21 protein-coding genes are annotated in these 19,398 nt (G+C 69.5%); 10 read left to right on the top strand and 11 right to left on the bottom strand.

The window, feature by feature from the left end:
• Positions 1-698 (top strand): electron transfer flavoprotein-ubiquinone oxidoreductase (locus ACFPMG_RS23440; protein WP_376997631.1); only part of this gene is annotated, 698 nt, incomplete at its 5' end.
• Positions 699-719: 21 nt separating this feature from the next.
• Here ACFPMG_RS23440 and ACFPMG_RS23435 read toward each other — a convergent pair.
• Complete coding sequence (locus ACFPMG_RS23435) at positions 720-2,966, bottom strand: helicase-related protein (protein ID WP_376997630.1); 2,247 nt, start codon at positions 2,964-2,966, stop codon at positions 720-722.
• A gap of 113 nt (positions 2,967-3,079) precedes the next feature.
• Between ACFPMG_RS23435 and ACFPMG_RS23430 the strand changes: the two genes are divergently transcribed.
• Positions 3,080-3,529, top strand: coding sequence for a hypothetical protein (locus ACFPMG_RS23430; protein ID WP_051140500.1), 450 nt, complete (start codon positions 3,080-3,082; stop codon positions 3,527-3,529).
• 6 nt (positions 3,530-3,535) lie between these two features.
• On the opposite strand, the gene ACFPMG_RS23425 is transcribed toward ACFPMG_RS23430, so the two are convergent.
• On the bottom strand, positions 3,536-3,664 hold the full coding sequence (locus ACFPMG_RS23425) for a hypothetical protein (RefSeq protein ID WP_014197696.1): 129 nt from the start codon (positions 3,662-3,664) through the stop codon (positions 3,536-3,538).
• Between the two features lie 152 nt (positions 3,665-3,816).
• Between ACFPMG_RS23425 and ACFPMG_RS23420 the strand changes: the two genes are divergently transcribed.
• A complete protein-coding gene (locus ACFPMG_RS23420; RefSeq protein WP_014197695.1) occupies positions 3,817-4,317 on the top strand; it encodes a hypothetical protein in 501 nt (166 codons plus the stop codon).
• A gap of 18 nt (positions 4,318-4,335) precedes the next feature.
• On the opposite strand, the gene ACFPMG_RS23415 is transcribed toward ACFPMG_RS23420, so the two are convergent.
• The 4 genes from ACFPMG_RS23415 to ACFPMG_RS23400 form a co-directional block, all read right to left on the bottom strand.
• Positions 4,336-5,097: a Crp/Fnr family transcriptional regulator gene (locus ACFPMG_RS23415; RefSeq protein ID WP_376997628.1), complete on the bottom strand. Its 762-nt coding sequence runs from the start codon at positions 5,095-5,097 to the stop codon at positions 4,336-4,338.
• Between the two features lie 238 nt (positions 5,098-5,335).
• Positions 5,336-5,647 carry a Gas vesicle protein V gene (locus ACFPMG_RS23410; protein ID WP_376997627.1) on the bottom strand — a complete coding sequence of 104 codons (312 nt, stop codon included), beginning with the start codon at positions 5,645-5,647 and terminating at the stop codon, positions 5,336-5,338.
• A gap of 153 nt (positions 5,648-5,800) precedes the next feature.
• Positions 5,801-6,298 (bottom strand): hypothetical protein, encoded by a 498-nt coding sequence (locus ACFPMG_RS23405; protein WP_376997626.1) that lies wholly within the window; start codon positions 6,296-6,298, stop codon positions 5,801-5,803.
• Between the two features lie 68 nt (positions 6,299-6,366).
• The gene (locus tag ACFPMG_RS23400; RefSeq protein ID WP_376997625.1) at positions 6,367-6,579 is read right to left on the bottom strand and encodes a hypothetical protein; all 213 of its coding nucleotides are present in this window, start codon (positions 6,577-6,579) and stop codon (positions 6,367-6,369) included.
• 194 nt (positions 6,580-6,773) lie between these two features.
• Here ACFPMG_RS23400 and ACFPMG_RS23395 point away from each other — a divergent pair, with 194 nt between their 5' ends.
• The gene (locus ACFPMG_RS23395; protein ID WP_376997624.1) at positions 6,774-7,286 is read left to right on the top strand and encodes an OsmC family protein; all 513 of its coding nucleotides are present in this window, start codon (positions 6,774-6,776) and stop codon (positions 7,284-7,286) included.
• A gap of 64 nt (positions 7,287-7,350) precedes the next feature.
• Here ACFPMG_RS23395 and ACFPMG_RS23390 read toward each other — a convergent pair whose 3' ends face one another.
• The gene (locus ACFPMG_RS23390; RefSeq protein ID WP_040134577.1) at positions 7,351-7,983 is read right to left on the bottom strand and encodes an MBL fold metallo-hydrolase; all 633 of its coding nucleotides are present in this window, start codon (positions 7,981-7,983) and stop codon (positions 7,351-7,353) included.
• Between the two features lie 169 nt (positions 7,984-8,152).
• On the opposite strand from ACFPMG_RS23390, the gene ACFPMG_RS23385 reads away from it, so the two are divergent.
• Complete coding sequence (locus ACFPMG_RS23385; RefSeq protein ID WP_014198135.1) at positions 8,153-8,605, top strand: RrF2 family transcriptional regulator; 453 nt, start codon at positions 8,153-8,155, stop codon at positions 8,603-8,605.
• Between the two features lie 43 nt (positions 8,606-8,648).
• On the opposite strand, the gene ACFPMG_RS23380 is transcribed toward ACFPMG_RS23385, so the two are convergent.
• A complete protein-coding gene (locus tag ACFPMG_RS23380; protein WP_376997623.1) occupies positions 8,649-9,797 on the bottom strand; it encodes a hypothetical protein in 1,149 nt (382 codons plus the stop codon).
• 389 nt (positions 9,798-10,186) lie between these two features.
• On the opposite strand from ACFPMG_RS23380, the gene ACFPMG_RS23375 reads away from it, so the two are divergent.
• The 5 genes from ACFPMG_RS23375 to ACFPMG_RS23355 all read left to right on the top strand — a co-directional run bounded on the left by ACFPMG_RS23375 (position 10,187) and on the right by ACFPMG_RS23355 (position 15,913).
• Positions 10,187-11,173 carry a sulfate ABC transporter substrate-binding protein gene (locus ACFPMG_RS23375; RefSeq protein WP_237906474.1) on the top strand — a complete coding sequence of 329 codons (987 nt, stop codon included), beginning with the start codon at positions 10,187-10,189 and terminating at the stop codon, positions 11,171-11,173.
• A gap of 57 nt (positions 11,174-11,230) precedes the next feature.
• Positions 11,231-12,064, top strand: coding sequence for a sulfate ABC transporter permease subunit CysT (cysT, locus tag ACFPMG_RS23370; RefSeq protein ID WP_376997621.1), 834 nt, complete (start codon positions 11,231-11,233; stop codon positions 12,062-12,064).
• Positions 12,054-12,914: a sulfate ABC transporter permease subunit CysW gene (gene cysW / locus ACFPMG_RS23365; RefSeq protein ID WP_376997620.1), complete on the top strand. Its 861-nt coding sequence runs from the start codon at positions 12,054-12,056 to the stop codon at positions 12,912-12,914. The genes cysT and cysW overlap by 11 nt, the downstream gene beginning before the upstream one ends.
• Before the next feature lie 13 nt (positions 12,915-12,927).
• Positions 12,928-13,968 carry a sulfate/molybdate ABC transporter ATP-binding protein gene (locus tag ACFPMG_RS23360; protein ID WP_376997619.1) on the top strand — a complete coding sequence of 347 codons (1,041 nt, stop codon included), beginning with the start codon at positions 12,928-12,930 and terminating at the stop codon, positions 13,966-13,968.
• 208 nt (positions 13,969-14,176) lie between these two features.
• Entirely contained in the window at positions 14,177-15,913 is a 1,737-nt protein-coding gene (locus ACFPMG_RS23355) for a hypothetical protein (protein WP_376997618.1), read from the top strand.
• Between the two features lie 22 nt (positions 15,914-15,935).
• Here ACFPMG_RS23355 and ACFPMG_RS23350 read toward each other — a convergent pair whose 3' ends face one another.
• From ACFPMG_RS23350 to ACFPMG_RS23340, 3 genes are all read right to left on the bottom strand, one after another.
• Complete coding sequence (locus ACFPMG_RS23350; protein WP_376997617.1) at positions 15,936-17,636, bottom strand: monovalent cation:proton antiporter-2 (CPA2) family protein; 1,701 nt, start codon at positions 17,634-17,636, stop codon at positions 15,936-15,938.
• A gap of 168 nt (positions 17,637-17,804) precedes the next feature.
• A complete protein-coding gene (locus ACFPMG_RS23345; protein ID WP_376997616.1) occupies positions 17,805-18,191 on the bottom strand; it encodes a response regulator transcription factor in 387 nt (128 codons plus the stop codon).
• Positions 18,192-18,243: 52 nt separating this feature from the next.
• Positions 18,244-18,735 (bottom strand): MarR family transcriptional regulator, encoded by a 492-nt coding sequence (locus ACFPMG_RS23340; protein WP_376997614.1) that lies wholly within the window; start codon positions 18,733-18,735, stop codon positions 18,244-18,246.
• Between the last annotated feature and the right edge of the window lie 663 nt (positions 18,736-19,398).

Below are 19,398 nucleotides of genomic sequence, written 5' to 3'. Positions count from 1 at the left end.
TTCCCGGCGGTCTGATCGTCGGCGACGCGGCGGGCTTCCTCAACGTGCCCAAGATCAAGGGCAACCACACAGCCATGAAGTCGGGCATGCTGGCGGCCGAGGCGGTGCATGAGCTGCTCTCCGCTGAAGCGCCCGCCCGCGAGGCGGTGGCCTACCCGGAGAAGCTGAAGGTGTCCTGGGTGTGGTCGGAACTTCACGCGGTGCGCAACATCCGCCCCGGCTTCCAGAAGGGGCTGTGGGCGGGTCTGGCCAACGCGGCCTACGAGACGGCGACCAAGGGCAAGTCGCCGTGGACGCTGCACCACCGGCACGGTGACCACGAGACGCTGAAGAAGGCGTCGGAGATGCCGAAGATCGCCTATCCCAAGCCCGACGGGGTGGTGTCGTTCGACCGTCTGTCCTCGGTGTATCTGTCGAACACCAACCATGAGGAGGACCAGCCGGCGCACCTGACGCTGAAGGACGCGTCGGTGCCGATCGCGGTCAATCTGGCGCTCTACGACGCGCCGGAGACGCGCTACTGTCCGGCCGGGGTGTACGAGATCGTGCGGGCGGAGGACGGCAGCGCCCCGCGGCTGCAGATCAACGCGCAGAACTGCGTGCACTGCAAGACCTGCGACATCAAGGACCCCACCCAGAACATCAACTGGGTCGTTCCCGAGGGCGGCGGCGGCCCGAACTATCCGGGCGGGATGTAAAGTCCCACTCTAGCCGCCGCTCTACCGCCGCGGGCCGAAGCGCTTGCGCGGGGCGCCGCGGAAACCGGCCTTGGGGGGCGGCTCGCGCCGCTGCCCGGCGGACCGCGCCCCGCGCGTGGCGAGCAGGTCGGCCAGACGCCGGCTGATCTCGCCGCGGCGGCTGCGCACCGCCTCCCGTTCCGGAAACAGGGTCGGGAACTTGCGCGCCGCCCAGTAATAAAGGTCGCAGGCCCGCGACAGCCCTTCCAGCGCCGCCCCGTCCAGCCCGTCGAGCCGCGCCGGGACGAAGCGCCCGAGGGGCGACGGCTCCCCGGCCTCCACCGCGCCGACGATGGCGGCGAGGATGCGGGCCTCCGCCTCGTCCTCCAGATCGGCGGGGATCAGCAGCAGGTCCAATTTGGCCGGCAGCGCCAGCCGCCGCTCGTCCAGCATCACCGCCAGCCGCCGCATGCCGGACAGGTCGCCCACCCGGTAGGGCGACCCCGCCGTGCGGGCGTCGGCAAAGCAGTCGAGCAGCAGGACCGTCTCCTCCGTCCCGATGTGCTCGGCCAGACGGGCCAGCATGGCGCGGGTCGGCCGCACGGTCAGCGGAGCGTCGGCGCGCAGCCGCCCGTCCGCCTTCTCCAGCAGAGTGCGCAGGGCCTGCGGCGTGCCGCGGCCGACCACGCCGAACTCTCCCGACTCGAACTTGCCGAAGCGCCCGGCGCGGCCGGCGATCTGCTTGACCTCCGTCGCGCTCAGCGGGCGGACGCTGGTCCCGTCGAACTTCTCCAGGGCGGTGAACAGAACGCGGCGGCAGGGCAGGTTCAACCCCATGCCGATGGCGTCGGTCGCCACCACCACGTCGGCCTCGCCGGACAGAAAGCGCGCCGCCTCCCGCCGCCGCACCTCCGGGGCCAGCGCGCCGTAGACCGCGGCGACCGACAGGCCCTTGGCGCGCAGCGTGTCGCGCACCGTGTGGATCTCCCGCCGGGAGAAGGCGATCAGCGCGTCGCCGGGCTCCACCTCCTCCCAGTTCAGGCGGCGGTCGATCAGGGTCAGCGGCACCTTGCGCTCCAGCTCGATCACCTCCAGCCGCTCGCCGAGATGGTCCGCCACCCGCTCGACCAGCGGGCGGGCCTCCGGGGCGCCCAGGATGTAGACGGTCTCCGCCGGTGCGCCCATCAGCGCCGCCGTCCAGGCCCAGCCGCGGTCGGGATCGGCGAGCATCTGGATTTCGTCGATCACCGCCACCTCCACCGGGCGGTCGGGGTCCATCACCTCGATGGTCGAGGCGGTGTGGCGGGCGCCCGGCGTCGTGATCGCCTCCTCGCCGGTCAGCAGGGACGCGAGGGTGCCCTCGGCGTTCAGCCGCTCCATCACCTCGAGCGCCAGCAGGCGCAGCGGCGCCAGATAGATCCCGTCCCAGGCGCCCTTCAGCGCCTCGATGGCGTGGTGGGTCTTGCCGGAGTTGGTCGGGCCAACCACCAGCACAAGCCGCCGCCCGAGCCCGCGGGCCACCGGGAAGAGCCTCTCGAAGCGGGCGAGGTCGAAGTGCCGGTCCACATAGGCGCGGCCGCGCGCTTCCGCCCGCTCGCGCCGCCAGACGGCGAACTCGCGGTCCCAGCGCTCCAGCAACTCGTCCACCCCATGACGGTTGCGGGCGGCGCGGGACAGCCGGTCGGCCAGCGACGCGAAGGTCCAGCCATCCTCCGCACCCTCCGCCTCCCCGGCGTAGCGGTGCAGCCGGGCGGCGGTGCGCGACAGCGCGTCCTCCAGCGCGGTGGCCAGCGCCGGGTCGCCCTCCAGCCGCAGGGCCAGATCGTCGTCCGTCAGATCGGCCAATTCCATGGCGTCGAGCGCGCGCGACACCTGGAGCCGCACCGGGGCGGGCAGGCCGGGCCAGGGCAGGTCCTCGCTGCGCACCGCCCTGACCCGCGTGCGGTCGTCCGCCGGGTGCAGGCTGGTCGACCAGCCCTCCAGCGCGCGGCGCCCCTGGGCGAGCAGGGCGTTGCGCCGCCGCGCGCGGTCGAGCGTGCCCTGGATTTCCAGAAGCACCGCCTCCCGGCGCTCCGCCGGGACCAGCAGGTCGCGCTTGCCCTTGGGCAGCGGCAGGCCGAGCGGCACCAGACCCAGCCCTTCCCCATGGGCCACCCGCGCCACGCCCGCGGCGGCGGCGGTGACCACGTCGGGGTGGGCGCTGGCCAGCTCGTGCACCAGATGCGGGTCGGCGGGCTCGCTGGTGTTGGAAGGGCCGGCGTGGGAAGGGTCGGGAGAGGTCATGTCCATAGCGCGCGGTCTCTGGAGAACTTTTCACAAATTCGCACTGGCGGTCCGCGGCCATCCATGTCATGAGCCACGTCCCGCAGGGGCAGTCCCGGCCCCGAGGCAGGCATCAAGCCATGACCAGACCGCTCCGCGCAAAGATTCTCCGACCCGATCTCGATCCGGCCCACCGCAAGGGCGCCAGCGGGGAGAACCGCTGCCGCTGTTGCGGGCGTCCCGGCGGCGCCGTGGTGCGCTGCCTGCCGGACGGCCGCTGGTACGACGCCGCCGACCAGACGTGGCGCGACGGGCGCGGGCGGCGGGCGGCCTGGCCCGATGTGGTGGAGTATGCGGAAACCCGCGACGTGCAGGTCGTCGTCCGTCCGGTCCGCCCCTCCGGCAACCCGGAGGCCCGCCCGAAGAACCTCTGCCGCCGCTGCCACATGCAGGAGGAGGCGCTGCGCAATGCCATCCGCTCCCGCATCCGGGCGCGGATGCGCCGCGCGTTGGGCGACCTGTTCCTCGGCGACTATTCGTCGCCGGGCATCCTGGAGCGCGCCATGGCGCTCTACCGCCGCAAGCCCTGAGGACCCTTACACGGGCTCCTGCGGCTCGCCGGGCATCGGCGGGGCCTCCACCGGCTCGTCCGGCGGGGCGTCGGGCGGCAGCGGCATGGGGATCGGCACGTCGGGTTCCTGCCGGGGCGGCGGGTAGGGGCTCATGTCCGGTCTCCGGTGATGGGTGGGGCCGTCCTGTGGAAACACCGCCTCCGCGCAATCGCTCCCTTGGTTCCTCTACCGGTGCGGCGCATGACCAAAATCAAAGCGGCCGACCGGGGCATCGCGGACAATGCCCGCGAAAGGATCGCCCGCCCATGCCCAGAAGCTTCATTCTCGCTCCGCTTGCCAAGACCCAGGCCGATCAGGCGCTGCCCGTCGTCCAGACCCTGCACCGTGACATGACGCTGGACGAGTGGCGGCAGGTGGCCGCCCTGTTCCTGCAGGATGGCGGCGACGGCGGGGTGATGGCCTGCGAGATGAGCGACGGCCACATCCGCGGCCTGTTCTGCTACCGCGTCAGCGCCGAAGGGATGATCCGCGTGCTGACGGTGCCGATCTTCATCGCGGTGGGGCTGTTCGACGCGGCGGTGACCTCGGCGGCACAGGCCGACGGCATCGACCTGCTGGCGCGCAAGCTGGGCTGCTCGTCGGTGGTGGTGGACGAGCGCGGCTGCGTCGTCGCGGCAACGGCGCCGAAGCTCGACGCCGCGGGCCTGTTCGGCCGGCTGGGCTACCGCCGGGTCGGGCAGGCCTTCGTGAAGGACGTGGCGGCGGGATTCGGCGGCGAGGGCTATCCGGTGGCGGGCCGGGCCTGAAACGGAAGGGAGCGGGGATCAGGCGGCGGCTTCGAGCGCCGCCGGGTTCTCGATGCGGATGCGGTCGTTGGTCAGGCGGGTGATCGCCCCGGCGACTTCCAGCTTGCGCAGCACGCGCGACAGCGTTTCGGGGCGCAGGCCGAGATAGGCGCCGATGTCCACCTTCGGCATGGGAAGGAAGACGCTGGGCGTGCCGTCGGCCAGCGGCCGCGATCGACGCGACAAGGCGAGGAGGAAGCTGGACACCCGCTCCACCGCCGTCTTGCAGCCGAGCAGCAGGATCTGGTCCTGCGCCGCCGACAGCTCGACCGAGGTCATGGCGAGCAGCCGCCCCTGAACCGCCGGGTGCCGCTCCATCAGGCGGCGCAGCGCCGTCCGCGACATCCGGCAGACGGTGGAGGCGGTGACGGTCTCGGCGGTGTAGGCGTAGCCGGTGCCCACGGCCAGCCCGATCACGTCGCCCGCGGTGGCGAAGCCGGTGATCTGCTGCCGTCCGTCCGGCAGCGTCTTGTAGAGCTTCAGCATGCCCGACATGACGGTGAAGACGGCCTCGGCCTCTTCCCCCTCCATCACCACCGGAGTCGCCGACAGCAGGTCCAGCGGACGCGACGTCGTCGACAGGTCCGGCAGGTCCCCGGCGGTCAGGGCGCCGCACAGCCCCTTGCTCCGCGCCGAGCAGCCGGCGCAGCGGCCGGTCACCATCTCCACCGCCCGCGTCGGCGGAGCGGGAATCGGCGGCGGGACGATGGCTGTGGTGGCGGCGGCGACGGAGAAGGTCATGATATGCACCCCTGGTCTGTCTCGTTTCGGCGCCGGGAAGGGCGCGCTCGATTCGGACGTTCGGTTCAGACCAAAGAATCAGACTAAGGTCTTGGAACCGAGCCAAAGGTATGAACTATGACCAGGGCCCGCCCTGATCTGGATCAACCGGACCCTGGATCGGCCGGGGAATGGAGCAACCAGACAGAGCAACGGCCCGGAGGGTGTTCCGGGCCGTGAGGCATGATTTCTCTGAAATTCAGAAGGTCCGTCCCGGCCGTCCGCGCGGCGGGAAGCGGCTGGAGGTGGCGCGCATGGTGCCGTCCGCCATCGGCATGTCGCCGGATTCCGCGTCCTCATCGTCACCGCGGGGGCGGCGGGACTCGCGGTCGGTGACCCGTGCCGCCTCGGCGCGGGTGACCGAAGCTTCCAGCTCCCGGATGCGCGCCTGCAGGCTGCCGACGACCGCGGCGCCCGCCTGACGGGACTTGAACTGGTCGAGATCCTGCTTCAGGCGGAGCAGCTGGCTTTTCTGCTCCTGGAGGCTCGGCCCGTCCCGGCGCTTCGTCACGCGATAAACTTTTTCGTCGAATCGGTTCACTGCGTTTCTCCTGTCTGCTCTTAAGCAGATTGGGTCGACGCGCCGCTGCACCATCGTTCGAATGGGATAGGCCCTGCATTTCCACCGCTGGTGGCGGCGGTGGAGTGTCGTGCTTTCCGGAGATCAGGGCATCCGCTCGTTGACGCCCCGCTCCGCGGCGACCGCGGCGGCCAGCGCGTCGCGGTAGCGGCGCAATCGCGCGTAGGTCGGCCACGCCATGCCGACCAGCGGGTCGCACCAGTGGACCAGGACCATCAGCCCCATCCCGGCGAATCCGCCGATCAGGGTGCCGGTGAGCAGGCCGGGCAGGGCGCCCAGGATCCAAGGATCGGACAGCCGCCCAGCGTCGTAGGCCTGCACCGCCGCCATCCCCACCGTTGCCGCCAGGGCCAACGCGACCCCGACGCGCCCCGGCGCGTACCAGATCCGCAGATCCTCGCGGGTCAGCCCGTAATCCTCGGGGATCGGGCGCGCCGCGGCCTCCACAACACCGTCCGGAATGCCGTCCGGGCGCGCGCCGCCATCGCGCGGCGTGCCGGACGCCGTGACGGGAGTCCCGCCGCCTTCGATCACCCGCCAGCGCCGCCGCGGGTCGCCGCCATCGTCTTCCAGCCGTTCCATCGCGCGATATTGCGCGGGCGGACGGGTTTCGGCAACGACGCTCTTGCCCGCCGCCCGCGTCCCAAGGCTCAGCCGGGGCGCCCTGCCGCCGCGGTTGCTTCGGGAGACGGCGGCGGAAAGCCGCCATCGGCGGGCATCGCCTCGCAGTCCGCCTCCAAAGCGTATTTCACGATGGTCCCATCGACCAACCGCAGATCGTAGGATGGATGCCCACCCAGGGTCCGAGCGATCACCATGGCGTCCCGTCCATGATGCCGGACCTTCGTGCCCAGTCGCAGCATGGTTCCAACTCCGCATCCCTTGTTTCGTTAACGAAACCTTACGCCGGAGTGCCAGCGGCGGGCGAGCAACAAAAAGGGGCACGGGAATGGGCCGCCAGTCCGTGCTTTGGGCATTGCCGGGATGGTGCTTGCGGTCCATCATCCGCGGGTCGCACAAATTAAGAAGCCGAACCGTACAGAGGAAACGCACGGGTATGGATGCACAGGATCTGCGCGCGCTCCAGGCGCCGCTGAAGGACAAGTACAAGGACGCTCCGGAAACGGCGGTGGTCACGCTGAAGGCCAGCGGGGCGCTGGACGATTCCGGCATCGCCTGCAAGGTGGATACGGGCCGCGCGCTGGTCGAGGCCGGCCTGCATCCGGCGACCGGCGGGACGGGCACCCAGGCCTGCTCCGGCGACATGCTGCTGGAGGCGCTGGTGGCCTGCGCGGGCGTGACGCTGAAGGCGGTCGCCACGGCGCTGGAGTTCAAGCTGCGCGGCGGCACGGTGTCGGCCGAAGGCGACCTGGATTTCCGCGGCACGCTGGGCGTGGCGAAGGACGCGCCGGTCGGCTTCCGCGCCATCCGCCTGCGCTTCGAGCTGGACACCGACGAACCGGCGGAGCGCATCGCCAGCCTGACCAAGCTGACCGAGCGCTATTGCGTCGTCTACCAGACCCTGGCCAACCCGCTGCCGATGGCGCTGTCCGTCGAGACGGGAGGCTGATGGAAGAATGGCCGGTCCGGCGGGTCCGGATCGGCCATTCCCCAGCCATCAATCGTTGAGGCCGTCAATCGTTGAGGAAGGGGTTGTAGAGGCGCTCCTCCCCGATGGTCGAGGTCGGGCCGTGGCCGGGGATGAAGGTCACGTCGTCGCCCAGCGGGAACAGTTTGCTGCGGATCGACTCGATCAGGTCGCCGTGGTTGCCCTTGGGGAAGTCGGTGCGGCCGATGGAGCCCTGGAACAGCACGTCGCCGACGATGGCGATCTTGCTCGGCTTGTGAACGAAGACCACATGGCCCGGCGTGTGGCCCGGACAGTGGTGGACGTCCAGCGTCAGATTGCCGACCGTCACCGTGTCGCCTTCCTCCAGCCAGCGGTCCGGCGTGAAGGAGCGGACCGGCGGGAAGCCGAACATCTGGCTCTGCATCGGCATGCCGTCGATCCAGAACTGGTCCTCGCGGTGCGGCCCCTCGATGGGCAGTTTCAGTTCGTCGGCAAGGTCGGCGACGGCGCCGGCGTGGTCGATGTGGCCGTGGGTGACCAGGATCTTCTCCAGCGTCACGCCCTTCGACTGGGCAGCGCGCAGGATGCGCGGAAGATCACCGCCGGGGTCGACGGCGGCGCCCTTCATCGTCTCCGGACACCAGAGCACCGTGCAGTTCTGCTGGAACGGAGTGACGGGAACGATGATGGTCTGCATGCCGCGTCCTTCGCCGGTCAATGATCAATGGTCAGGGATCGATTCGTGTTCGACCTTACGCGCCACCGTTTTCCAGGGCAAGAACCGGTACCAATTCCTGGGCAACGCGGCTATATGGAGTGCACTTTATCTTTATCCCATTCCGCCGCGGGGGGCGGTGCCGGACCGAATGCTGTCGCAAAAAGCCAAATACGCCCTGCGTGCGCTGATCATGCTGGCCGAACGGACGGACGACGAACTCGTCCTGATCGCCGAAATCGCCGAGCGGGAGAACATTCCGCGCAAGTTCCTGGAAGCCATTCTGGTGGAGTTGCGCAAGCATGGCCTGCTGTTCGCCAAGCGCGGCAAGAGCGGCGGCTACCGTCTGGCGCGCCCGGCGGAGGAGATTTCCTTCGGCGAGGTGATCCGGCTGATCGACGGGCATCTGGCGCCGATTCCCTGCGCCAGCAAGAACTCCTTCCGTCCCTGCGAGGACTGCATCGACCCGCCGACCTGTTCGGTGCGCTGGCTGATGGTCCAGGTGCGCGACGCCACCGCCCAGGTGCTCGACAACCAGACCCTGTCCGACGCCCTGCGCCACCGTCAGGCGACCGGCGGCCTGCCCGTCAATTTCGACATCTGATCCGTGACATCTGATTGGTGACTTCTGATCCGGGCCTGCCGGTTTAAGGCATCAGATCCACGGCGATGAACACCCGGTCCAACGCGCGGTTCGTCGCCTCGCGCAGGATTCCCACCTCCAGAAGCTCGTCCACCAGAAGCTGGGCGCCGCGGAAGGTGCTTCCCAGCCGCTTCTGCACCCGCCGCACGGTCAGGGCGGGCTCCTCGAACAGAAGCTCCAGCAGGTCCGGGGTGCGGGAATTGCGGCGCTTGGCCCCCACCCGTTGTTGCCAGCCCTCCGCGGTGCGGTCCAGCGACAGGGCGCGTTCCCGCTCCCGCCGCGCCGTCTCCGCCACCGTGTCGGCCAGCCACAGCCGCCATCCTTCCTCCCGCCCGCGGGCGGCGAGGCCGGCGGTCGTGCGGTCGGCGTGCAGCGAGACGGACATCGGCAGCCAGACGTTCGGCACCCGGCAGCAGCGCGCCACCGCCAGCGCCGCCATCAGCCGGGCCGAGGGCACCGCCCAGGCGGGAATGCGCAGATCGGGCGCCGGGCGCAGCAGTTCGGCCAGCATCCCCACGCCACCGAGCAGGGCCGGCGAGTCGCCGGCCTGATCCAGCCGCTTGAGCAGCGTGGCGGCCTCCGCCTCGCGGTCCGCGGAGAAGGCCAGCCGTCCGGGATCGCGGCCGGACACCTCCGCCTGAAGGCAGCGCCACAGCGCCTCAGCCCAGCCCAGCGTCCAGGGCGACGGCGTGTCGTCCGCAACGGGCACGGCATCGCCATCCTCGTCGTCGGGCAGGAAAGAGAAGCGAGTGTCCGATCCGGCCTCCAGTTCCGCCACCGCCCGCCAAGCATCGGCGGCGGCTCCACTGGACGGGAACGGCGCCCGCGTGTTTCCCGCGTGGCGGGCGGGGGCGAGGATGACGCCTTGGGTGAACAGGGCGCCTTGCCACAGCGCGCGGACCGATTGCGCCGCCCCCCGTCCGGCGGTGGGGACGAGGTCGGTGCCGATGGTCGCCACCAGGAATTCCGCCGGGTCCACCGCCACCCCGTCGAGCCGCGCCGCCGCACAGGACTCGCGCCGCGCCGCGTCGGCCCACAACCGGCGGCGGCGTGCCGGGGCCTGGACCACCTCCGCCAGCCGGCCGAGCGCGCGTTCAGCCTCCAGAAGAGCGGTCAGCAGTGCGGTGGAGAGGGGCTGGGCTGTTGCGGACATGGCCGTTCGGGACAGGAGGCGGAGAGGGCGCGCATGATAGCGATCCGACGCACCGCTTCCAGCCCGATCCGTGAGGGAACAATTTCACAGTGCGATGTGGAATTAACGCGTCCTGCCGTGGGAAATGACAAAAAACAGCCTTGCGGCATCCGAGGAATCATGCAAACTCTAGGAGGCAAATGGGATATTGCATATACATTATAAAGAGTGTGGATACGGCGCGAGCGCCGGGTTTGTGAACAGCGGTGCGGCGCGTGGCCTCTTGGGCCGGTGCCGCCCCCCAATGAACCATACTGAGGGAGTGTGCCATGTCGTTTCGTGATCGGCTCTCCGCGCTCCGCGCGAACCGGTTTTCCGTTGGCCGGCTCTCCGTAGGCCGCCTGTCCGTAATGGCCGCGGGCGTCGCCCTCGCCATGCTGACCATCGCCCCCGCCAAGGCGCAGACCACGCTGCTGAACGTCTCCTACGACCCCACCCGTGAATTCTATGTGGAGTTCAACAAGGCGTTCGCCAAGAAATGGCAGGCGGAAAACGGCCAGACGGTGACCGTCAAGCAGTCGCACGGCGGGTCGGGCAAGCAGGCGCGCTCGGTCATCGACGGGCTCGACGCCGACGTGGTGACGCTGGCGCTGGCCTACGACATCGACGCCATCGCCGACTCCGGCGCCCTGCCGAAGACGTGGCAGACGCGCCTGCCGAACAACAGCTCTCCCTACACCTCGACGATCGTTTTCCTGGTCCGCAAGGGCAACCCGAAGCAGATCAAGGACTGGGACGACCTGCTGAAGCCGGGCGTGCAGGTCATCACCCCGAACCCGAAGACCTCGGGCGGGGCGCGCTGGAACTATCTGGCGGCCTGGGCCTACTCGCTGGAGAAGAACGGCAACGACGAGGCCAAGGCCAAGCAGTTCGTCGCCGACCTGTTCAAGAACGTGCCGGTGCTGGACAGCGGCGCCCGCGGCTCCACCGTCACCTTCACCCAGCGGCAGCTCGGCGACGTTCTGCTGGCCTGGGAGAACGAGGCCTTCCTGTCGCTCCAGGAATTCGGCGCCGACAAGTTCGACATCGTCGTGCCGTCGCTGTCGATCCTGGCGGAGCCGCCGGTCACGGTCGTCGATTCGGTGGTCGACCGCAAGGGAACGCGCAAGGCGGCGGAAGCCTACCTGAACTTCCTCTACACCCCCGAAGCGCAGGAGATCGCGGCGAAGAACTTCTACCGCCCGCGCCTGCCGGAGGTCGCTGCGCGGTATGCGGATCGCTTCCCGAATGTTAAGCTTGTGACCATCGACGGTTCCTTCGGGGGCTGGCGCACGGCGCAGGAGAAGCATTTCGCGGATGGCGGCGTCTTCGACCAGATTTACCAGAAGGGCCGCTGACCCGTGGTCGCGGCAACCACCAGCGACGCCGTGCTTCCCAATACGGGGGGCACGGTGTTGAGCGTTCTTCGAAAACCCAGCGTCCTGCCCGGTTTTGGGCTGACCCTGGGATTCACGCTGACCTATCTGTCCCTGATCGTCCTGCTGCCGCTGGCCGCGCTGGCGCTGAAGGCGGCCGGGCTGGGCTGGTCCGGCTTCTGGGACGCGGTGCTGACGCCGCGCGTCCTGGCCGCCTTCAAGGTCAGTTTCGGGCTGTCGCTGGCCGCCGCCGCGGTCAACGCCGTCTTCGGCTTCATCGTCGCCTGGGTGCTGGTGCGCTACCGCTTCCCCGGCGACCGGATCGTCGATGCGCTGGTGGATCTGCCCTTCGCCCTGCCCACTGCGGTCGCCGGCATCGCGCTCAGCGCGCTGTACGCGCCCAACGGCTGGATCGGCTCCCTGCTGATGGAGTGGTTCGGGCTGAGGGTGGCCTTCACGCCGCTGGGCATCGCCATCGCCCTGACCTTCATCGGCCTGCCCTTCGTGGTGCGCACCGTGCAGCCGATCCTCCAGGACCTGCCGCCGGAGGAGGAGGAGGCCGCCGCGGCGCTGGGCGCCACGCGCTGGCAGGCGTTCCGGCGGGTGGTGTTCCCCGCGCTCCTGCCGGCCCTGCTGACCGGCTTCGCCCTGTCCTTTGCCCGCGGGGTGGGTGAGTACGGCTCGGTGATCTTCATCGCCGGCAACATCCCCGGCCTTTCGGAGATCCTTCCGCTGCTGATCGTCATCAAGCTGGAGCAGTACGACTATGCCGGCGCCGCCGCGGTCGGCGTGCTGATGCTGATGGCGTCCTTCGCATTGCTGTTGGCCCTGAACCTGCTGCAAGCCTGGATGAGGTCGCGCCATGCTCGTTAAGAAAGCCGTCGGGTTCACCCCGGCGCTGGCCGACAGCCGCTGGGTCAAGGGGCTTCTGATCGCCACGGCGCTGGCCTTCCTGCTGCTGTTCCTGGTCCTGCCGCTGGTCGCGGTCTTCGTCGAGGCGCTGCGCCGCGGCACGGACGCCTACTGGGCGGCCCTGATGGAGCCGGACGCGGTGGCGGCGATCAAGCTGACGCTGATCGTCGCGGCCATCGCCGTGCCGATGAACCTCCTCTTCGGGGTGGCGGCGTCCTGGTGCATCGCCAAGTTCGACTTCCGCGGCAAGGACGTGCTGATCACCCTGATCGACCTGCCGTTTTCGGTGTCGCCGGTGATCTCCGGCCTGATCTACGTGCTGCTGTTCGGGCTGCACGGGCTGATGGGGCCGTTCCTGAAGTCGCAGGGCATCCAGATCATCTTCGCCGTGCCGGGGCTGGTGCTCGCCACCGTCTTCGTCACCTTCCCCTTCGTCGCCCGCGAGCTGATCCCGCTGATGCAGGAGCAGGGCAACGAGGAGGAGGAGGCGGCGCTGGTTCTGGGCGCGTCCGGCTGGCAGACCTTCTGGCGCGTCACCCTGCCCAACATCAAATGGGGCCTGCTGTACGGCGTCCTGCTGTGCAACGCCCGTGCGATGGGCGAGTTCGGCGCGGTGTCGGTGGTGTCCGGCCACATTCGGGGCGAGACCAACACGATGCCCCTGCATGTCGAGATCCTCTACAACGAATACAACTTGGTCGCTGCCTTCGCGGTGGCCTCGGTGCTGGCCATGCTCGCCCTCGTCACGCTGGTCGTGAAGACGGTGCTGGAATGGCGCTTCGGGGCTGAGCTGGCGGCCACCCGGCATTGAGGCGACGCACGTCATGGCGATCCAGGTATCCGGCATCACCAAGCAATTCGGCAGTTTCCGCGCGCTCGACGCGGTGGACCTCGAAGTCCGTTCCGGCGAGCTTCTGGCTCTGCTCGGCCCGTCGGGCTCGGGCAAGACAACCCTTCTGCGCATCATGGCGGGGCTGGAGTTCGCCGACTCCGGCAGCCTCCTGCTCAACGGGGAGGAGGCGCTGAGCCTCACCCCACGGGAGCGGCAGGTCGGCTTCGTCTTCCAGCACTACGCGCTGTTCCGCCACATGACCGTCTTCGAGAATGTGGCCTTCGGGATGAAGGTGCGGCCGCGCGGCCAGCGCCCGGCCTCGACCGAAATCAAGCGGCGCGTCATGGAGTTGCTGGAGCTGGTCCAGCTCGCGCATTTCGCCGACCGCTACCCGGCGCAGCTCTCCGGCGGGCAGCGGCAGCGCGTGGCGCTGGCCCGCGCGCTCGCCATCGAGCCGAAGGTCCTGCTGCTCGACGAGCCGTTCGGCGCGCTCGACGCCAAGGTGCGCAAGGAGCTGCGGCGCTGGCTGCGCAAACTGCACGAGGACATTCACATCACCTCCGTCTTCGTCACCCACGACCAGGAGGAGGCGCTGGAACTGGCCGATCGCGTGGTGGTGATGAGCCAGGGCCGGATCGAGCAGGTGGGCAGCCCGGCGGAGGTCTACGACCGCCCGGCCTCGGCCTTCGTCTACGAGTTCCTTGGGCAGGTGAACCGCTTCGACTGCGTGGTGGCGGACGGGGTGGCGCGGACCGCCAACGGGGCGCTGTCCATCCCCGCCGACGGCACGGTCCGCGGCCCGGCCATCGCCTATGTGCGCCCGCACGATCTGGGCCTCAGCCCCAGCGCCGGCGGGCCGGGCCGGGTGTCGGGCATCCATGTGGTGGGTCCGGACGCGCGGATCGAGATCGACCTCGCCGGCCTGCCGCTGGAGGCCGAGATGGATCGCGAGCGCCTGTCCGCCCTCGGCCTGCGCCCCGGCGACCAGTGTGCCGTCCACATCGACCGCGCCCGCGTTTTCCCGCAGCCCTGACGGCATACGAACGGCGCCCGGCCTACCCGCGAAAAGGGGCGGGCAGGGCGTCCCGCCTCATGCGAACGGGGTTTCTGTGGGCTATGGAGCCTGCTCCGTCCGGGCCACGGACTAAGTCCAACGCCGACTCGTAACGCCATTGCCTTCTGGCGATGCGGACGGTGGATGTGTTGAGCCTTCCGCATTGCACCAAATGCAGGAGGCTCCGGTGGACCATTCAGGACTGTCGCAGGCCCCCGGCCCCGGCCCCGGCGCCGCCGCCCTGCGGACGGACGCCGGAGCCGGGGCCTGGTCGCCGCCGCTGACGCTCGTGCTGCCGGTGATCCTGGCGCTGCTTCTGCTGCCGCTCATCCTGGTGGAAATGCCGCCGCTGCTCGACTACCCAAACCATCTGGCGCGGGTGGACGTGCTGCTGCACTACCGGTCCGACCCCTTCCTGGCCGATCATTACACCGCCTCCCTGACGCCGGTCCCGAACCTGCTGATGGAGGCGGTGATGCTACCGCTCGCCAGCGTGCTGCCGCTGTACGTCGCCGGGCGCGTCTACATGGCGCTGGCCGGGCTGCTGACCCTGTTCGGGGCGATGCTGCTGAACCGCACGCTGTTCGGGCGGTGGAGCCTGTGGCCGCTGTGCGGCGCGCTGTTCATCCACAACGCCACGCTGATCGGCGGCTTCATGAGCTTCTCGCTCGGCCTCGGCTTCCTGCTGGTCGGGCTGTCGCTGTGGATCGCGCTGGCGGGGCGGCGCTGGCAGGTGCCGGTGGGGATGGGCTGCGCCCTCTTCCTCTATTTCGCCCACGCCATCGTGCTCGGCTCCTTCCTGCTCTGCCTGTTCGCGGTGGAGGCGGTCAAGTATGTGGGGAAGGGGCGCAAGCCGCCGACGCTCGCCAACCTTGGGCGCGACGCCCTGCGCTTCGCCGCGCTTCTGGTCCTTCCCGCGGCGCTGTTCGCCGGGACGGTGGGGACCCATCTTTTGCAGTCCGACGCGGCGGCGGTGGGGTCGCGCGACAGCACGCCGGTCCTGCTGCTGAAGGAGGTCTACTGGCGGCTGAAGAAGCTGACCGAGCTGAAGCAGTGGCGCTACCGGCTGCACGACATGCTGGCCCCGGTCCTGAACTACAACACGCTGCTGGACGTGGCGACGCTGCTGCTGATCCTGGGCGGCATGGCGGCGGCGCGTCTGGCCGGCTGGCTGCGCGCCGCGCCGGCGATGATGCTGGCGGCGGGGCTGTTCGTGCTGGCCTTCTTCGTCGTGCCGGACCCCTTCTTCGGCACCTACTTCGTGTCGATCCGCTTCTGGATTCTGGCGGCCTTCCTGCTGGTGGCCGGCACCGATGTTCGCTTTCCCAGCGCGCGCGCTGCGGCGGCCTTCGCCGCCGGGCTGCTCGCCCTGCTGACGGTGCGGACCGGCGTGCTGACGCTCAACTGGCTGGCCTATGAGGACGACGTGGCCGACCTGCGCCGCGCCATGGAGCGGATCGAGCCCGGACGGTCCGTCCTGATCGCCTGGGCGGGGCAGGAGGCCGGCTGCTGCAACACGCGGGAGTTTCTGCTCACCCAGCCGCCCTGGCGGCACGCGCTGGTCGCCTTGCCCAGCCTGATCCATCTGCCGTCGCTGATCACCGTGGAGCGGCGCGCCTTCGTCCCGACCCTGTTCAGCCACCCCGGCAAGCAGCCGCTGACCGTGACCCAACCCTACCGCGACCGCTGCATGGCGATCTACGAGGGGGTTCCGGTGGACGTCCGCCTGCTCTCCCGTCCCGAAGAGGCGACCCTGCGCGACCATGTCGAGCCCTGCCCGCACTACATCGGCTGGCGGGACAAGTACGATTACGTGCTGGTGATGTTCTCCAACGTCTTCCACGCGGCCGGGCTGACGCCGCCGCCGGGAGCGCAGGAGGTCTACCGCGGCACCGTCTTCGACCTGTGGTGGGTCGAGCGCTGACGCGATCGCGCAGTCGTTCCGCTCAGTCGCTCTCGTCGGCCGGCTCGCTGAGCGCGTCGTAACCACGGTCGCGGACACTTTTGAGGCTCCGGTCGATGGTCTCGGCGTCCACTCCGGCGTTGCGCAGCACGAGGCTGGCAAGTTGCAGGCTGGCCTCCAACGTCTCCGGCACCACGGCGCTGGCCCCGGCCTTCTTCAGCCGCGCGCCGCGGTCCAGATCGTGGGCGCGGGCGGCGATGGCCAGGCGCGGGGCGGCCCGCCGGATCGCCTCCACGGCGCGCTCCGCCATATCCGGACGGTTGACGGTGATGACAGCGGCCCGCGCCCGCTCGATCCCGGCGGCGCGCAGCACGCCGATCTGGCTGGAGTCGCCGTAATAGACCGGCAGCCCCTCGGCCCGCGCCGCCGCCACCCGCTGCGGGTCAAGGTCCAGCGCGACGTAGGGGATGTCGTGGGTGCGCAGCAGCCGGGCGACGGCGCGCCCGACCCGGCCGTAGCCGGCGATCAGCACATGGCCGGTGATGTCGCTGGTCTCCACGCCGAAGGCCTCGGCGCCGTAGCGGGCCTCGACCTTCTGGGCCAGCCGCTGGGCTATGGCGCCGACCAGGGGCGTGACCGCCATGCTGAGCGCCACGCAGGAGGACAGCAGCAGCCCCGTCTCGCCCTCCAGCACCGTCAGCCGCGTCGCCTTGCCGATCAGCACGAAGGCGAACTCGCCGCCCTGGGACAGCAGCAGGCCGATGCGCAGCGAGGTCGCCAGCCCGAGCCCCGACAGACGGCAGAGCAGGAACAGCAGGATGCTCTTGCCGACCAGCAGCGCCGCGGTCACCATCAGAATGTCGTCGGCGCGCTGGAGCATGGCCGGCAGGTCGAGCGTCATCCCCACCGTCATGAAGAACAGGCCGAGCAGCAGGCCGCGGAACGGCTCGATGTCGGCCTCCACCTGGTGGCGGTAGGCGGTGTCGGCCATCAGCATGCCGGCCAGGAAGGCGCCCAGCGCCATCGACATGCCGGCCTCCGCCGTCAGCCAGGCGACCGCCAGCACGACCAGGAGGTTGGTTGCCGTGAAAACCTCCGGGCTCTTGGCCGAGGCCACGAAGTGATAGACCGGGCGCACCACGAAGCGGCCCAGCAGCATGATGGCGCCGATCGCCGCGACGGCCTTGACCCCGGCCAGGGCGAGCGCCCAGGGAATGCTGGTGTCGCCGCCGGCCAGCAGCGGCAGCAGGGTCAGCAGCGGCACGACGGCCAGATCCTGGAAGATCAGCACGGCGACCGACACGCGCCCGAACCGCGCCACCGTCTCCCCGCGCTCGACCAGCAGCTTCAGCACCGTGGCGGTGGAGGAGAAGGCTAGCATGCCGCCGATCACCAGCGCCGCCGCCATCTCCTCGCCCAGCGCGTAGGCGACAGCGGCGATGGCGGCGCTGGTCAGGACGACCTGCATCAGCCCCAGCCCGAAGATGTAGCGCCGCATCGCCCGCAGGCGCGACAGCGGCAACTCCAGCCCGATGGCGAAGAGGAGGAAGACCACCCCGAATTCGGACAGGACCTGGGGAAGCTCCATGTCCACCACCGGCCCCGGCGTGTGCGGACCCAGCAGCGCTCCGCCCACCAGATAGCCGAGCACCGCCGGGATGCGCAGCGCCTGGAACAAAGGGACGATCACCACCGCCGCCAGAAGGAGGAAGAGGACGTCGAAAAGCAGTTTGGGATCGTGCATGGCCGCGCGCTGGCTGGGTCGGGCCGGACGCCGGCCGTCCGGGACGGCGTCTGTATGCGGCGCAAACCGGACCACCGCAAGCGCAGCGGGTGTGCGAACGATCGGAACGCGCAAAAAAAGTCCCGCAGCGGGGAAAAAAGATCGCGCTGTGGCGGCGATGCCGCGGCGTCAGGCGGCGCGGGTGGCCAGCAACTCGTCCACGGCGGCGGTCAACTCGCTGTTGTCGAACGGTTTGTAGAGCACACGGTCGGCGCCGTGCATGGCCGACAGAGTCAGCGAGAAGGCCGCCGGAAAATCGTCCGTGCCGCCGGACATGGCAATGATGCTTGGAACCGGGGAGGCGCCGCGGGTGCGCAGGCGGCGGATCAGTTCGATCCCGTCCAGGCCGGGCATCATCATGTCGACGATGGCGAGATCGAAGGGCTCGCGTTCCAGCATGGACAGGCCGGACAGACCGTCATGGGCCTCCTCCACATGGTGGCCCTGCGTCTCCAGCGTCATGCGCAGCAGCGCCGTGAGGGCCGGAACGTCGTCGATCACCAGAATTCGGGCCATGGCCTCCGTCGCTCCCAATGCGATGGCGTGAAATGCGGATGGCAAAGGCGGTTCAGTCCGCCGCGGCGCCGTTACGGTCGGTATGACCGGAGGCGTCCAGCGCGCCGCTGTCGCGCCCTCCGCTCTCGGTGCGGCGGGACAGCAGCGTGCGCAGCAGCTCGTCCAGGCCGGAGGCCAGGGCGCCGTGCTGGGCCGGCGCCAAGCCGTCGATCGCCGCGACCAGCTCGTTCAGCGGATCGTTGGCGAGCGTGGTCCGCCCCCGCGTCGTGAGGGTCAACCGGATGGAGCGGCGGTCGGTCTCGCTGGGGTGGCGCTCCAGCAGGTCCTTTTTCAGAAGGGCGGCGATGGTCTGGCTGGCCGTGCCCTTGGTCGTTCCGTGATGGCGGGCGAAGGCCACGACGTTGCGGGCGCTCGCGTTCGCCTGGGCGAAGTAACGCAGCGCCGCCCACTGGGCCGGGTTCAGCCCATCCGTAAAGGCGAGGCTGGCGGTCGTCCGCAGAACCTGCGCCATGACCTCGGCGGTCGCGCGCGCGCTTGGGCGCATGCCGGCTTCCTCTGTGCCTGCGGTTTTGAGATGAAACCATAAAGGCGCGGCCCGGGGCCTGTCCAGCCGCCGCGCTTTTTTGTCGTCCCCGGCTCAGAATCGAATCTGTCGCTGAACGAGTCTTTTTGCTGGATCGGCGGCGGACGCTGCCCTATACAGCGCCTCCCTCGCCGGACGCGGTCCGGAGGGGCGCCCCGAAAGACTGGAGGGGTGGAGGTCAGGGCGCTGGCCGATCCGTTTTCCGCTCCAGGCGGCCTAGGCGGTTCGGTGAATACGAAACAAAGGGCTTGACGCTCTCTGCCGTAAGCGCTAGATTGACCCTCCGCTGACACGAACGACCGTTTGTGTCTCTCCGGCCTTCAAAAACCCGATGACGACCACGGCCAGTTCGCCGGACGTCGCGTTTTGTGGTTCGCCGGGCGATGGATCTTTGACATCGTTGATCGTGAAAATCGAGAAGGGATGCGCAGGCGGCGGTTTTGACCGTTGGCCGCGGACCGGTTCCGGATAGGGACTGGCATCGCGGGTCGCTTGAGCATCTCGGTCAAGCAGTAAGAGACGAACAGTTTCGAAAGCTTGGGTGAGGTCGTTTGAGGCGACCCTTTCAAGAGAGCGTTTCGGCGCTCGGCTTGAACCTGAGAGTTTGATCCTGGCTCAGAACGA

This window comes from Azospirillum himalayense (assembly GCF_042657465.1).
GTDB classification, from domain to species: domain Bacteria; phylum Pseudomonadota; class Alphaproteobacteria; order Azospirillales; family Azospirillaceae; genus Azospirillum; species Azospirillum himalayense.
The sequence above is the reverse complement of the archived record's forward strand: the minus strand, read 5'-3'. Positions and strand labels throughout refer to the sequence as shown.